15 protein-coding genes are annotated in these 15,387 nt (G+C 52.0%); 7 read left to right on the top strand and 8 right to left on the bottom strand.

The features are described from left to right. Positions 1-68: 68 nt before the first annotated feature. Positions 69-575, bottom strand: a complete 507-nt coding sequence (gene mobB, locus KO1_RS23440) for a molybdopterin-guanine dinucleotide biosynthesis protein MobB (RefSeq protein WP_004107330.1) — start codon at positions 573-575, stop codon at positions 69-71. Then, positions 572-1,153: a molybdenum cofactor guanylyltransferase MobA gene (gene mobA / locus KO1_RS23435; RefSeq protein WP_004107332.1), complete on the bottom strand. Its 582-nt coding sequence runs from the start codon at positions 1,151-1,153 to the stop codon at positions 572-574. Before mobA ends, mobB begins: the two co-directional genes overlap by 4 nt. Positions 1,154-1,224: 71 nt before the next feature. Between mobA and KO1_RS23430 the strand changes: the two genes are divergently transcribed. From KO1_RS23430 to dsbA, 3 genes are all read left to right on the top strand, one after another. Further along, entirely contained in the window at positions 1,225-1,494 is a 270-nt protein-coding gene (locus tag KO1_RS23430) for a YihD family protein (protein ID WP_004107333.1), read from the top strand. 75 nt (positions 1,495-1,569) lie between these two features. Beyond that, positions 1,570-2,556 (top strand): serine/threonine protein kinase, encoded by a 987-nt coding sequence (locus KO1_RS23425; protein WP_004107336.1) that lies wholly within the window; start codon positions 1,570-1,572, stop codon positions 2,554-2,556. A gap of 27 nt (positions 2,557-2,583) precedes the next feature. Continuing rightward, positions 2,584-3,207: a thiol:disulfide interchange protein DsbA gene (gene dsbA, locus KO1_RS23420; RefSeq protein WP_004107338.1), complete on the top strand. Its 624-nt coding sequence runs from the start codon at positions 2,584-2,586 to the stop codon at positions 3,205-3,207. A 49-nt stretch (positions 3,208-3,256) separates the two neighbouring features. Here dsbA and yihG read toward each other — a convergent pair whose 3' ends face one another. Continuing rightward, complete coding sequence (yihG, locus tag KO1_RS23415) at positions 3,257-4,156, bottom strand: 1-acylglycerol-3-phosphate O-acyltransferase, YihG family (protein WP_032729179.1); 900 nt, start codon at positions 4,154-4,156, stop codon at positions 3,257-3,259. A 396-nt stretch (positions 4,157-4,552) separates the two neighbouring features. On the opposite strand from yihG, the gene polA reads away from it, so the two are divergent. Further along, on the top strand, positions 4,553-7,342 hold the full coding sequence (polA, locus tag KO1_RS23410) for a DNA polymerase I (RefSeq protein ID WP_004107343.1): 2,790 nt from the start codon (positions 4,553-4,555) through the stop codon (positions 7,340-7,342). A 165-nt stretch (positions 7,343-7,507) separates the two neighbouring features. After that, complete coding sequence (gene spfP, locus KO1_RS29020; protein WP_071892919.1) at positions 7,508-7,555, top strand: small protein SpfP; 48 nt, start codon at positions 7,508-7,510, stop codon at positions 7,553-7,555. A gap of 134 nt (positions 7,556-7,689) precedes the next feature. On the opposite strand, the gene yihA is transcribed toward spfP, so the two are convergent. Beyond that, a complete protein-coding gene (gene yihA, locus KO1_RS23405) occupies positions 7,690-8,322 on the bottom strand; it encodes a ribosome biogenesis GTP-binding protein YihA/YsxC (protein ID WP_004107344.1) in 633 nt (210 codons plus the stop codon). A 584-nt stretch (positions 8,323-8,906) separates the two neighbouring features. On the opposite strand from yihA, the gene yihI reads away from it, so the two are divergent. Both yihI and hemN read left to right on the top strand, forming a co-directional pair. Further along, on the top strand, positions 8,907-9,413 hold the full coding sequence (gene yihI, locus KO1_RS23400; protein WP_004116778.1) for a Der GTPase-activating protein YihI: 507 nt from the start codon (positions 8,907-8,909) through the stop codon (positions 9,411-9,413). A gap of 188 nt (positions 9,414-9,601) precedes the next feature. Beyond that, positions 9,602-10,975: an oxygen-independent coproporphyrinogen III oxidase gene (gene hemN, locus KO1_RS23395; protein ID WP_004107348.1), complete on the top strand. Its 1,374-nt coding sequence runs from the start codon at positions 9,602-9,604 to the stop codon at positions 10,973-10,975. Positions 10,976-11,011: 36 nt separating this feature from the next. Here the strand turns inward: hemN and KO1_RS28350 are convergent, their stop codons facing one another. From KO1_RS28350 to glnA, 4 genes are all read right to left on the bottom strand, one after another. Continuing rightward, a complete protein-coding gene (locus KO1_RS28350; protein WP_016809591.1) occupies positions 11,012-11,122 on the bottom strand; it encodes a YshB family small membrane protein in 111 nt (36 codons plus the stop codon). 110 nt (positions 11,123-11,232) lie between these two features. After that, positions 11,233-12,642, bottom strand: coding sequence for a nitrogen regulation protein NR(I) (glnG, locus tag KO1_RS23390; RefSeq protein WP_004107350.1), 1,410 nt, complete (start codon positions 12,640-12,642; stop codon positions 11,233-11,235). Between the two features lie 8 nt (positions 12,643-12,650). Next, positions 12,651-13,700, bottom strand: a complete 1,050-nt coding sequence (glnL, locus tag KO1_RS23385; RefSeq protein ID WP_004107353.1) for a nitrogen regulation protein NR(II) — start codon at positions 13,698-13,700, stop codon at positions 12,651-12,653. A 188-nt stretch (positions 13,701-13,888) separates the two neighbouring features. After that, positions 13,889-15,298 (bottom strand): glutamate--ammonia ligase, encoded by a 1,410-nt coding sequence (glnA, locus tag KO1_RS23380; RefSeq protein WP_004107355.1) that lies wholly within the window; start codon positions 15,296-15,298, stop codon positions 13,889-13,891. Positions 15,299-15,387: the final 89 nt, after the last annotated feature.

Here is a 15,387-nt window from a genome sequence, read left to right as displayed (position 1 = left end):
AAAATACCAACAGACACCTTCAGGCCGATAGATCATGGCTATGTACCTGAAAATTTACCTGCTCCTGGCTAAACCCCTTTTAACCACTGCATAATAAAAGCGGCTATCTGCGGAACATCGTTTAAATCTAACAGTGGAAGCGACGTCTCGACCGGCCTATCGCTGGCGATAGCAATCACATTATCGTCAAACACTAATTCTTCTGTACTATGCCCGCTGTTGTGCCGATAAAGCAGGATTTTGGGCACGGGTTCATGTTTAAAACCCTCAACCAGGACTAAATCCAACGTTGAGGCATCCATTCGGCTGACCAGCCATGCCAGATCCAGTGAAGGCTTATCTGGCGTTTCCGTCATTAATGCCCAACGCTGCGAACTGGCGACAATGGTCTGAGCCGCTCCGGCTTTACGCAGTTCATAACTGTCTTTACCCGGCTTATCCACGTCCATATCGTGATGGGTATGTTTAATTAGCCCTGGCCGTAAACCTTCTGCGCGCAGTGCCGGAATCAGAGCCTTCAATAAGGTTGTTTTACCTGTGCCGCTCCAGGCGGCGATGGCTAAAAGTGGGATCATGATGGCACCTGCATATGTTGCAAATCGTCGAGAGTATTAACGTTTATAAATGCTGATTTTACATCGCTAAAATCGACGCTATGACCGCCAATTTTGTGCAGAAATACCATTACTCGCCGCTCTCCTGCGGCCAGATACGTTTCCAGTTCGCCGATCACCTTGCGATTTACCAGAGCAATGGCCGGATGGTCTCGTTCACCATCGTGTACCCAAACGGCCAGGGCTGATGTTTTGTGCTGCACTAAGCGAGTCGCCAGAAATGATGGGATAAATGGCGTATCGCACGGACAAAACAGAAACCATTCGCCCTCGACCTGATGCATTACGGAAAGCATGCCGGCCAACGGCCCGGGAAAGTCGTTCAGAGAGTCGGTAATAATCGGGTAGCCGCTGCTTCGCCAGCAATCAAGATTGCGGTTAGCGCTAATCACCAGCCTGGCGACCTGAGGCTGCAGCGTATCGGCGACATGACGCCACAGGGCCTTACCATTCAGCAGCTGTAATCCTTTATCTATTCCTCCCATGCGCGTGCCTCTTCCCCCCGCCAGCACGACGCCGGTTATTACCTCACCCTGCATATCAATATCGCCTCTTTCATTGTGGGTTTGTCCCTGCTAACGTACTCCTATCAAGATTAAGGAGCATTGCTATGAAATGTAAACGCCTGAATGAAGTGATTGAACTCCTCCAGCCGGCCTGGCAGAAAGAACCTGAACTGAATTTGATGCAATTCTTGCAAAAACTAGCGAAAGAAGCGGGTTATGCTGGCGAATTGAGCGATCTTTCCGACGATATTCTGATCTACCATTTGAAAATGCGCGACTCGGCAAAAGAGGCCGTTATTCCAGGTATCCAGAAAGATTATGAAGAAGATTTTAAAACCGCCTTGCTACGCGCCCGCGGCGTGATTAAAGAGTAAAAGGTTGTAAGCGCTGCCGCGGAATCGGCAATGAGATGATATCCTGTATCATTCGTACGATTATCGGATGTCAGGATGCACGATAAGGCTTTCACTTTTCAGACGCTTCACCCGGATACCATCATTGATGGTTTATTTGATCTGGGTATGCGGGTAGATTCCGGTCTTACTCCGCTTAATAGCTATGAGAACCGAGTTTACCAGTTTCAGGACGAAGATCGTCGCCGCTATGTGGTGAAGTTCTATCGTCCTGAGCGCTGGTCTGCCGAACAAATCCTCGAAGAACACCACTTTTCGCTTCAGCTCGTTGAGGACGACGTGCCCGTTGCGGCGCCTTTGTTGTTTAACGAGAGCACGCTTCACCAACATCAGGGATTCTTTTTCGCCGTTTTCCCCAGCCTGGGTGGACGTCAGTTTGAGGCGGATAATCTCGATCAGATGGAGTGGGTTGGGCGTTATCTTGGCCGTATGCATCAAACGGGACGCAAACAGCGCTTTGTCGCTCGTCCGGAGATAGGCACCAATGAGTATCTTCTGGAGCCCCGACAGGTCTTTGAGCTCTCCCCACTGATTCCTGCTGGCCTGAAAGATGCCTTTCTCAGCGCTACCGATAAACTCATTGACGCGGTAATGGCGCAATGGCACGGACGCGCCAATATTTTACGGTTACACGGTGATTGCCATGCGGGAAACATCCTCTGGCGCGATGGCCCCTTGTTTGTTGATTTAGATGATTCACGTAACGGCCCTGCTATCCAGGATCTGTGGATGCTGTTGAACGGTGATAAACCCGAGCAGCGTATGCAGCTTGAGATGATTATTGAAGCGTATGAAGAGTTTAGCCCTTTCAATACGGATGAGATTGCTCTCATCGAGCCTTTACGTGCAATGCGGTTAGTTTATTATCTGGCGTGGTTGTTAAGGCGCTGGGAAGATCCCGCTTTCCCTAAAAATTTCCCATGGTTGACCGGGGAAGATTACTGGCGCGGGCAGACAACAACTTTTCTTGAGCAGGTAAAGGTTCTGCAAGAACCGCCTCTTCAGTTAACGCCAATGTATTAATGTGATATATCCAGGAGAGAGTTAATCATGAAAAAAATTTGGCTGGCGCTGGCTGGTATGATTCTGGCTTTTAGTGCATCCGCTGCCCAGATCACCGACGGTAAGCAGTATATTACCCTCGATAAACCCGTTGCTGGTGAGCCTCAGGTGCTCGAGTTTTTCTCGTTCTATTGCCCGCATTGCTATCAGTTTGAAGAAGTCCTTCACGTATCAGATAACGTGAAGAAAAAGCTGCCGGAAGGCGTCAAAATGACAAAATACCACGTTGAGTTCCTGGGTCCACTAGGCAAGGATCTGACTCAGGCATGGGCTGTGGCGATGGCGCTGGGCGTGGAAGATAAGATCACCGTCCCAATGTTTGAAGCGGTACAGAAAAACCAGACCGTCCAGACCGTGGCCGATATTCGTAAGGTCTTCGTTGATGCCGGCGTCAAAGGTGAAGATTACGATGCGGCCTGGAACAGCTTTGTGGTGAAATCTCTGGTGGCTCAGCAAGAGAAAGCCGCTGCTGATTTCCAGCTGCAGGGCGTGCCTGCTATGTACGTTAATGGTAAATACCAGCTTAATCCGCAGGGTATGGATACCAGCAACATGGACGCATTTGTTGCCCAGTATGCTGATACCGTTAAGCAGCTGGTTGATAAGAAATAAAAAATAAACGCCGGTCACTGACCGGCGTTTTTCTTTTCTGCGTCCCAAGTCACTTCTTTGCCTGCTGCATGATTTCCGTTAGCTGCCGATCTTTCTCTTCCCAGAGCGTATTTAGCCAACGCTGAAAGCGTCGCTTAAAGTTTTTATCATTTACATAGTCGCCATGCAGCTCTTCCGCTACGGGCTCAAGATGGATTCGCACCACAATGCGTGTTAATCGACCGCTCAGCATATCGTAAAACGGTCTTTGGTTATTTTCCGGGTAACACACCGTGACGTTCAACAGCTTATCAAACTGCGAGCCCAGCACGCTTAATGCCATTGCGATACCTGCCGCTTTTGGCGCTAACAGATTGTGGTATGGCGAACGGGTTAGCTGTCGCTTTTCTTCAGTAAAACGTGAACCTTCAACAAAGTTGACGATAGTGGTGGGATGCGCGCGGAATTTCTCGCAGGAGCGGCGAGTAGTTTCAACATCTCTGCCACGGCGCTCGGGATGGCGGAGTAAATAGCCTCGGGAATAACGGCGCATAAAAGGCATATCCAGCGCCCAGCAGGCCAGCCCAATAAACGGAACCCAGGCGAGCTGTTGCTTGAGGAAATATTTATTCATCGGAATATGTTTGCGGAACAGGACGCAAAGTACCACGATATCGGCCCAGCTGTGATGGTTGCTGATAAGCAGATACCAGTTCTTTTTACTCAGACCATCAAGGCCCTGTACATCCCATTTAAGACAGGGATTAAGGCGCAGCAGCCACGCCAGTCCTTCACACCAGCAGTACATCATGAAATTGCAAAAAACGGATATCGAGCGCCAGACCGCAGGAACGGGCACAAGAAGTTTAATCAGCCCGGCGATGATGATTGGCACGGAGCAGATGACGGTGACTATGATAGTCAGGGCGATACTCAGCGGGAGCGTTATCGCGGCGAGTAATCTCGGCATAGTTAAATTATTCAGAAAGTTAGGCTGATAAAGAACGCCTATAAACAGCGCAAGGGGCTGATTTTATCAGAAAATAGAGTAAATAACGGGTCTTACCAGAACAGAAAAATTTCTGGATCTTATATCCACATGGAACATCGAGTCGCCATGATGATAATAAAGCAGGTTGTGAACCTATAATTGCATGATAAATATGGAATATTTTTCCGTTATATTATTTTATTAATCATTGGTCGATCAACGTTATAAAACTATTCACAAAGTTATCCACAGGTTAGGCCGCAACGCGATCCTGGGGATCGCTGAATCTTTTCGACGAAATGTGGGAAAAATTCAGGATTTAATGTCCGTCTGTGGCATCCTTTACCGATAATCTGATAAACAGGCACGGAAAATATGGTTCAGATCCCAGAAAACCCTCTCATCCTCGTTGACGGCTCTTCTTACCTTTATCGGGCATACCACGCGTTCCCCCCGCTGACGAACAGCGCAGGCGAACCGACAGGCGCCATGTATGGCGTGCTGAATATGCTGCGAAGCCTGATCCTGCAGTATCAACCGACCCATGCTGTCGTTGTGTTTGATGCCAAGGGAAAGACTTTCCGGGATGAACTGTTTGAGCACTATAAATCTCATCGTCCACCGATGCCGGACGATCTCCGTGCGCAGATCGAGCCGCTGCATGCCATGGTGAAAGCGATGGGCCTTCCGCTAATGGCCGTTCCTGGCGTGGAAGCAGACGATGTCATCGGTACCCTGGCCCGTGAAGCTGAAAAAGTAGGGCGTCCGGTGCTGATCAGCACCGGTGATAAAGATATGGCTCAGCTGGTTACGCCGGGTATTACGCTCATTAATACCATGACTAACACCATCCTTGGCCCCGACGAAGTCGTGACAAAATACGGCGTTCCACCGGAACTGATCATCGATTTTCTGGCCCTGATGGGTGACTCCTCGGATAACATTCCGGGCGTGCCTGGGGTGGGGGAGAAAACCGCGCAGGCGCTTCTGCAGGGACTGGGTGGTCTTGATACGTTATATGCTGAGCCTGAAAAAATCGCCGGATTGACTTTCCGCGGCGCGAAAACGATGGCGGCAAAGCTGGAACAGAATAAAGAGGTGGCTTACCTCTCTTATCAGCTGGCGACGATCAAAACGGACGTTGAACTGGATTTGGGCTGTGAAGATCTGCTGGTTGAACAACCTGTTGCGGATGAACTGCTGACGCTGTTTAAAAAATATGAATTTAAACGCTGGATCACTGATGTAGAGTCCGGTAAGTGGATGCAGGCAAAAGGCGCTAAGTCTGCGGCCAGGCCGCTGGCAGCGGCTGCCGAAGTGGCCGAGGCAGAAGAAGAAACCGCGACAGTGCTCTCCGCTGAAAACTACGTCACCATTCTGGATGAACAAACATTGCTCACCTGGATTGAAAACCTGAAGAAAGCGCCGCTTTTTGCCTTTGATACCGAAACCGACAGCCTGGATAACGTATCCGCCAATATGGTGGGCCTCTCCTTCGCCATTGAACCTGGCGTGGCGGCCTATGTACCGGTCGCCCATGATTATCTGGACGCGCCGGATCAAATCCCTCGCGACCGCGTCCTGGAATTGCTGAAACCGTTACTGGAAGATGGCAAGGTTCTGAAGGTTGGACAAAACCTCAAATATGACCGCGGGATCCTGGCTAACTACGGCATTGAACTGCGCGGTATTGCCTTCGATACCATGCTGGAGTCCTACATTCTCGACAGCGTGGCGGGCCGTCATGATATGGATAGTCTCTCCGATCGCTGGCTGAAGCACAAAACCATTACCTTCGAAGAAATCGCGGGGAAAGGTAAAAACCAGCTCACATTTAACCAAATTGCGCTGGAAGAAGCAGGCCGCTACGCGGCGGAAGATGCGGATGTCACCCTGCAGCTGCACCTCAAAATGTGGCCTGAACTTCAGCAAAATGAAGGTCCGCTGAACGTCTTTAAAAATATTGAAATGCCGCTGGTGCCGGTGCTATCCCGCGTGGAGCGTAACGGCGTGAAGATTGATCCGGCCGTGCTGCATGCGCATTCTCAGGAGATAGCCAAGCGCCTGATTGAACTGGAGAAGAAGGCGTACGATATTGCGGGTGAAGAGTTTAACCTCTCGTCGCCGAAGCAGCTGCAAACGATCTTGTTTGAAAAACAAGGCATTAAGCCGCTGAAGAAAACCCCTGGCGGTGCGCCTTCTACCTCGGAAGAGGTGCTGGAAGAGCTGGCGCTGGACTATCCGCTGCCGAAAGTTATCCTCGAATATCGTGGACTGGCAAAACTTAAATCCACCTATACCGATAAGCTGCCGCTGATGATCAGCCCGAAAACGGGGCGGGTTCATACTTCCTATCACCAGGCGGTGACCGCTACGGGGCGTTTGTCGTCTACCGACCCGAACCTGCAGAATATTCCGGTACGCAACGAAGAAGGGCGACGTATCCGCCAGGCGTTTATTGCACCGGAAGATTATCTCATTGTCTCGGCCGACTACTCGCAAATTGAACTGCGCATCATGGCGCATCTCTCCCGCGATAAGGGCCTGCTGACCGCATTTGCGGAAGGCAAAGATATCCACCGCGCAACGGCGGCTGAGGTCTTTGGTTTGCCGCTGGAGAGCGTTAGCAGCGAGCAGCGCCGTAGCGCGAAGGCGATCAACTTTGGTCTGATTTACGGCATGAGCGCATTCGGTCTTGCGCGACAGCTCAATATCCCACGCAAAGAAGCGCAAAAGTATATGGATCTCTACTTTGAGCGCTATCCGGGCGTTCTGGAGTATATGGAGCGTACTCGCACCCAGGCCAAAGAGCAGGGGTATGTTGAAACGCTGGACGGTCGTCGTCTCTATCTGCCGGACATTAAATCCAGCAATGGCGCGCGCCGCGCTGGCGCCGAACGTGCGGCGATCAATGCGCCAATGCAGGGTACCGCGGCCGATATCATTAAACGCGCGATGATCGCGGTAGACGGCTGGCTGCTAAGCGAAAAACCCCGCGTGCGGATGATCATGCAGGTGCACGATGAACTGGTCTTTGAAGTGCATAAGGATGATCTTGAGGCGGTCGCGAAAAAGATCCACGAACTGATGGAGAGCAGTACGACGCTGGCGGTTCCGCTGCTGGTGGAAGTCGGTAGTGGAGAAAACTGGGATCAAGCGCACTAAGTATTCGTCGGGTAAGGTCATTTTTTGTAAGTGAGTAACATAACTTATCGTGTTTTGTGATGATCATTTGAATTTGCTATGTAAAGAGTGAAAAAAAACTACAAAAAATGCTTTATCCGTAACCGAAAGAAGAGTAGAGTTAAAGACGTAGGGTACAGAGGTAAGATGTTCTATCTTTCAGACCTTTTACTTCACGTAATCGGATTTGGCTGAATATTTTAGCCGCCCCGGTCATTTATGACCGGGGCGTTTTTTATTGCGCGAAAGAAAATTTTACGCATCGATGCATGCAAAGGCGGGGAGCCCGGATAAGGCTTCACGCGCCGCTATCCGGGTTTTTTGCGAACTTATTCGCCGTCTTCGGGTTCTTCCTGCGGCGGGATATCGTTATACCAGCTATCCAGCTTCTGACGCAGTTTATCCACACCTTGCTTCTTCAGGGAAGAAAACGCTTCTACCTGCACATCTCCGTTAAAGGCGATGACCGCTTCGCGAACCATATTGATCTGCGCTTTCCGCGCACCGCTGGCGAGCTTATCGGCTTTAGTCAGCAGTACCAGCACCGGGATATCGCTTTCGACGGCCCACTGGATCATCTGCTGATCGAGATCTTTAAGCGGATGACGAATATCCATCAGCACCACCAGCCCTTTCAGACAGAGGCGTTTCTCAAGATATTCACCCAGCGCGCGCTGCCACTTGATCTTCATCTCTTCCGGAACCTGGGCGTAACCATAGCCCGGCAGGTCGACAAGGCGTTTGCCCTCAGCGACTTCAAACAGGTTAATCAGCTGCGTACGCCCGGGCGTCTTCGACGTGCGCGCCAGGCTTTTTTGGTTAGTCAGCGTATTCAGAGCGCTGGATTTCCCGGCGTTAGAGCGGCCAGCAAATGCCACTTCAATACCGGTATCGGCAGGAAGATGGCGGATATCTGGCGCGCTAGTGACAAAATGCGTCAGTTGATAATTCCAGTTGGTCAAGACGGTCGTCTCCGTTAAATCAGGCTATGGCGGGGATTATACCTGAACAACAGAAAAAGACTGTTTTTACCGCATCTCATTGATGTAAGTTAAAACCACACTCTTTGTGAGATATTGGCTATTGGTTATATGAGATATGAGTGAGAAAAATCCGAGCATAAATAACACAAAAGCTTATAAATCATGATATTAAGCTGAAAGAAAATTCTGAAATTAGATTTTTTTCTGTACAGTCAGTTGTAGGTTTTCCTCAAACCAGTAAAGTAGTGACCAAGGGCGAGGATGCTAACAGGATGATGACTCAGGATGAGGGGTCAGGAAGCGCCAGGAGGCGAGGACTACGGATTGTCAGGATGACAAACGTCTGGAAGACGTTTTAAAGGGAAATGGAAGTAACAGGGACCGTTGGTAGCTGAAGGAAAGACAGGGTGTGTCGTTAGCTAACAGGGAAAGTAGAAGCCCTTTAAGGGTTGTCAGTACGGAAAAAGGCGACAGAGTAATCTGTCGCCTTTTTTCTTTGCTTGCTTTCTGCTAGATTCCGCCTCAATTCTATACTGAAGAAAATGGCCTGAAGATTACCCAACATGAAAAAACCGACATCCGTACCTCGTGGCAAAAAAAATCGCAAAACGCGTGAAGAATTGAACCAGGAAGCTCGCGAGCGTAAGCATCAGAAGAAGCATCGCGGCCATGCGGCAGGCAGTCGTGCGACCGGTGGCGACACCGCTTCAGCAGCAAAAAAACAAGGTCAGCAGCAAGATCCCCGAATTGGCAGTAAAAAACCCATCCCGCTGGGCGTAACTGAAAGCGCTCCGGCGATTAAGCAGCATAAACCAAAGAGCGAGAAACCTATGCTTTCACCGCAGGCTGAGCTGGATTTGCTGGAGAACGATGAGCGCCTGGATGCGCTGCTGGAACGCCTTGAAGAGGGCGGCACCCTGAATGCTGAAGAGCAAACCTGGGTTGATGCCAAACTGGATCGCATTGATGAGCTGATGCAGCAGCTGGGCCTCTCCTATGATGATGACGAAGATGAAGAAGAGGAAGAGCGCAAAGAAGATATGATGCGCCTGCTGAAGGGTGGAAACTAACGTTTGCATCCCATCGGATTCCCGGTCCTGCTTATAACCCTTCTGGTTATATGTTATCTGCTGTGGTTATTCGTTAAACTACGACGGTTGTCGCGGCGTCAGAAATGGCTGCGCAACCGGCTCATTACCCGAGGTGCGGTTGGGCCGGGGCGGCGTACCCGCCGACGGCACCATCGGAAGGAGTGAGCATGTCTGTGCAGTTAATCGACTGGGATCTGGCCCTGATCCAGAAATATAATTATTCCGGGCCGCGTTATACTTCGTATCCCACCGCGCTGGAGTTTTCTCCAGAATTTGGCGCTGCTGAATTTGATGCGGCGGTTGCCCGCTATCCGCAGCGTCCTCTATCGCTATACGTGCATATCCCGTTTTGCCATAAACTCTGCTATTTCTGCGGCTGCAACAAAATCGTCACCCGCCAGCAGCATAAGGCTGACCAGTATCTGGATGTGCTTGAGCAGGAGATTATTCATCGCGCTCCGCTTTTTGCTGGCCGCAAGGTTAATCAGCTGCACTGGGGCGGCGGTACGCCGACGTATCTGAACAAAGCGCAAATTAGCCGCCTGATGGGGTTGCTGCGTACGCATTTCGATTTTAACGCGGATGCAGAGATTTCCATTGAAGTCGATCCGCGTGAAATTGAGCTTGATGTCCTGGATCATTTACGCGCCGAAGGCTTTAACCGCCTGAGCATGGGCGTGCAGGACTTCAACAAAGAAGTGCAGCGTCTGGTGAACCGCGAGCAGGATGAAGCATTTATCTTCGCGCTCCTTAATCACGCGCGTGATATCGGCTTTACCTCAACCAATATCGACCTGATTTACGGTCTGCCGAAGCAAACGCCGCAGAGCTTCGCTTATACGCTACAGAAAGTGGCGGAGCTTAATCCCGATCGTCTGAGCGTATTTAACTATGCGCATCTGCCAACGCTGTTTGCTGCACAGCGCAAAATCAAAGATGCCGATTTGCCCTCAGCTGAACAAAAGCTGGATATTCTTCAGGAGACGATTGCTTCGTTAACCTCTGCGGGATATCAGTTTATCGGCATGGACCACTTTGCCCGCCCTGATGATGAGCTGGCGATAGCCCAACGGGAAGGTATTCTGCATCGCAACTTCCAGGGATATACCACCCAGGGAGACACCGACCTGCTGGGGATGGGCGTGTCGGCGATCAGTATGATTGGCGATTGCTATGCGCAGAACCAGAAAGAGTTGAAACAGTATTATCAACAGGTCGATGAAACCGGGACGGCGCTGTGGCGCGGTATTGCGTTGACGCGCGATGACTGCATTCGTCGTGATGTCATTAAGGCGCTGATTTGTAACTTCCGTCTCGACTTTGCGGCGGTAGAGAAACAGTGGGCGCTCATCTACGATGACTACTTTGCCGAAGATATGAAATTGTTGGCGCCGCTGGCTAAAGACGGGCTGGTGGATGTGGATGAGAAGGGCATTCAGGTTACGCCGAAAGGCCGGCTGCTGATTCGCAATATCTGTATGTGTTTTGATGCTTACCTGCGGCAGAAAGCGCGGATGCAGCAGTTTTCTCGCGTGATATAAGCTATATCCCCTCTCCTTACCGGAGAGGGGATATTATCAGTTAAACAGCCCAACCATCGCCGCGCACAGGACGGCAGCTACCGCCGTCTGCGGCGTATGACCTGCTGCAACTCCGCTCGATATAATATTAATGAGTGATTCAAGCATGATTACCCCCCGTCTTTCCGGGCAAGATCATACTCAACGCATAGCAACAGTAAAGTACAAAATAGCAGCAGTTTGCGCTGGATGACTATTTTTTACGCGCCGCTGCGCTGCTACTCCATTCCCAACTCTTTTAACTTACGCGTCAGAGTATTACGGCCCCACCCTAGCAGCCGCGCCGCCTCTTGTTTATGCCCCTGAGTATGGCGTAACGCGGTGGTCAGCAGCGTACGCTCCATCTCCGGCTGCGCTTCTGAGAGCAGGTTTTGATGACCGGAGCGCAGCGCGCGATCGGCCCATTGCCCCAGCAGCGTCGCCCAGCTATCCGGCAGCATTTGCGTCGGATTATCCGGTATCGCGGTTTCAAACAGCTCACTGGGGAGATCCTGCGTCAGAACTTCCTGACCCGCGGCCATCACCGTCAGCCAGCGGCAAGTGTTTTCCAGCTGACGAACGTTGCCCGGCCACGCCAGCCGGGTTAACGCCATCTCCGTCTCCGGATGCAGCTGTTTGGCCTCCACGCCCAGTTCACGAGCGGCAATTTGCAGGAAATGCCTCGCCAGGCGAGGAATATCTTCCCGACGCTCGCGCAGCGGCGGCAGATGGACGCGAATCACGTTCAGGCGATGGAACAAATCCTCACGGAATTTCCCCTCCTGGACGCGCAGCTCAAGGTTCTGGTGGGTGGCGGCAATAATACGCACATCCACTTTCACCGGCGCATAGCCGCCCACGCGGTAAAACTGACCATCGGCCAGGACGCGCAGCAGACGGGTCTGGACGTCCAGCGGCATATCGCCAATCTCGTCAAGGAACAGCGTACCGCCGTCTGCCTGCTCAAAACGTCCCTGACGCACGGTATTGGCGCCGGTAAAAGCGCCTTTCTCGTGGCCAAAGAGCTCTGACTCAATCAAGTCTTTAGGGATTGCCGCCATATTCAGCGCAATAAATGGCGCCTTGGCGCGCGGGCTGTGGCGATGCAGAGCATGGGCAACCAACTCTTTGCCGGTACCGGATTCGCCGTTGATCAGCACGCTGATAGAAGAGCGAGACAGGCGGCCGATAATGCGAAAGACGTCCTGCATTGCCGGCGCTTCGCCGATGATATCGGCCGTTGGGCTATTAATCGGCGCATTACGCGGCTGTTGTTGCTCCTGGTAATGGCTAATTGCCCGGTCAACCAGCGCTACCGCTTCATCGATATCAAACGGTTTCGGCAGATAATCAAAGGCGCCTTGCTGATAGGCGCTGACCGCCGCATCAAGATCCGAATGCGCCGTCATTATGATGACCGGTAGCATTGGATGGCGCTGTTTAATTTGCTTTAACAGCGCCAGCCCATCCATTCCCGGCATGCGGATATCAGACAGCAGCACATCCGGGGTTTTGGTCGTGAGGGCATCAAGCACCTCGTTACCGCTCTCAAACGTTGTACAACTCAAGCCTGCCCCGGTGAGCGCGCGTTCAAGCACCCAACGGATGGAGCTATCGTCGTCAACGATCCATGCTATCCCTCGTTGCATAAACACCTCTACTTCCGAATAGGCAGGTACACCGAGAATTCGGTATGCCCTGGCCAACTGGTAAATTCAATTTTCCCGGAGTGCTGATCGATAAGGCTGCGGGCAATAGACAGACCGAGTCCGGTACCGCCTTCGCGCCCGCTCACCATCGGATAAAACAGCGTGTCCTGTAAATGAGACGGTATTCCCGGGCCGTTATCTTCAACGTCAATGCGCGCAGCGAGGCGATAGCGTACGCCGTGTAAGGTTAACTGGAAGGCCGTGCGGGTGCGCAGAGTGATCTCGCCGCCCTCGGGTCCCAGCGCCTGCAGCGCATTACGGACGATATTCAGCAACACCTGTTCGATTTGGTCAGGGTCGTGCGGGAGTTCCGGCAGGCTGGGGTCGTAATCGCGAACCAGTTTGACGTTATCCGGCAGCTCCATCGACACCAGCTTCACTACCCGCTCAGCGACCTTATGGATGCTTTCCGTCACGTGCATCCCGGGATGCTGCGGCCCCAGCAGACGGTCGACCAGATTTCTTAACCGATCGGCCTGTTCAATAATGACTTTGGTATATTCCATTAGCGCAGGATCGGGCAGCGCTTTGCTCAACAGCTGTGCCGCTCCGCGTAAACCGCCCAGCGGGTTTTTAATCTCATGGGCCAGACCACGCACTAAGTCGCGTGCGGCAATCTGCTGTGCGTGCTGCAGCTGCTCCTGGCTCAGACGACGCTGATTATCCATCGGCGCCATTTCCAGCAGAATATAGCCTTCCGGCAGGCGCTGCGCCGTCAGGGAAAGGATATGCGAGCGGCTATCAATGACCAGCGTCACTTCGTTATCGGTAAAACCTTGCCCCGCAGCGAGGCTCTCCTGCATGAGGCCGATATTCAGCGAGAAATAGCTCAACAGTTCCGGCAGCGGCGTGCCGAATAGCTTACGAGAACTTTGCGCCAGCAGCTGCTGCGCTGCCGGGTTCGCGTAATGAACCGCCAGGTCATCATCGACCAGTAAGATACTGTTGATTAAAGAGTTAAGGATCTGCCCAGCATCGGGCAGTGTGCCTGTTGCCATTCGACAGTCTCCAGAAAAAGAGTGCACCATTTTAGTGCAGTATAGCTTTTTATGAATAAAAAGCTCACGAGATCAGCGTGTTGGTGGAGAAAAAAGCCCATCCTGAGATGGGCTGAAAGTTTCCACGGCAACAAAACATCCCTGGTACCTCGCGCCACAACACGAAGCACCATGGATTTACAGCAAAATCAGACGCTGTAGTACAGCTCGAATTCAACCGGGTGCGGAGTCATACGGATGCGGTCGTTTTCTTCCATACGCAGGGCGATGTAAGCATCGATAGCGTCGTTGGTGAATACGCCGCCGGCGGTCAGGAATTCACGGTCTGCGTCCAGCGCGTTCAGTGCTTCTTCCAGAGAGCCTGCAACCTGTGGGATCTCTTTCGCTTCTTCCGGCGGCAGATCGTACAGGTTTTTATCCATGGCTTCGCCCGGATGGATTTTGTTCTTGATACCGTCAAGGCCAGCCATCAGCAGCGCGGCGAAGCACAGGTACGGGTTAGCCGCCGGGTCCGGGAAGCGCACTTCGATACGGCGCGCTTTCGGAGAGGTGACAACCGGAATACGGATAGACGCGGAACGGTTACGGGCAGAGTAAGCCAGCATTACCGGCGCTTCGTAGCCCGGGACCAGACGCTTGTAGGAGTTGGTGGTCGGGTTAGCCAGGGCGTTAATCGCTTTAGCGTGTTTGATAACGCCGCCGATGTAGTACAGCGCTTGTTCAGACAGGCCCGCGTATTTGTCGCCGGAGAACAGGTTTACGCCGTTCTTGGACAGGGACATGTGGCAGTGCATACCGGAACCGTTATCGCCAAACATCGGTTTTGGCATGAAGGTCGCGGTTTTGCCGAAACGGTGTGCGACGTTGTGCACAACGTATTTGTAAATCTGAATTTCATCCGCTTTTTTGGTCATGGTGTTAAAGCGGGTGGCGATTTCGTTCTGACCGGCAGTCGCCACTTCGTGGTGGTGAGCTTCAACAACCAGGCCCATCTCTTCCATGATCATACACATGGTGGAGCGGATATCCTGAGAGGAGTCTACCGGCGGAACCGGGAAGTAACCGCCTTTCACGCCCGGACGGTGGCCTTTGTTGCCGCCTTCGTATTTGGTGGAGGAGTTCCATGCGCCTTCGATATCATCGATAGCGACGTGGGAACCGGAAATGGACGCACCAAAACGGATGTCATCGAACAGGAAGAATTCTGGTTCTGGCCCGAACAGTACGGTGTCAGCCAGGCCGGTAGAGCGCAGATACTCTTCAGCGCGCTTAGCAATGGAACGCGGGTCGCGGTCATAGCCCTGCAGAGTGCCGGGTTCCAGGATGTCGCAGCGGATGATCAGAGTCGGTTCTTCATAGAACGGGTCGATCAGCGCGGTGGTTGCGTCCGGCATCAGAACCATGTCGGATTCGTTAATACCTTTCCAACCGCCAATCGAGGAGCCATCAAACATTTTGCCTTCTTCGAAGAATTCGGCATTTACCTGATGAGAAGGAATAGTTACGTGCTGTTCTTTACCTTTGGTATCGGTGAAGCGCAGATCGACAAACTTCACTTCATGCTCGTTCAGCATCGTCAAAACGTGTTCAGCGGACATACTTAAACTCTCCCGGATTGGTCTGTGTCGTCGTGGAAACGAAAACTTTTTTGCTACTAAAAGTGGCGTTGTTGCCTTAAAAAATACAA

Source organism: Klebsiella oxytoca NBRC 105695 (genome assembly GCF_001598695.1).
Taxonomy (GTDB): domain Bacteria; phylum Pseudomonadota; class Gammaproteobacteria; order Enterobacterales; family Enterobacteriaceae; genus Klebsiella; species Klebsiella oxytoca.
This window is presented reverse-complemented; position numbering and strand designations above follow the sequence as displayed.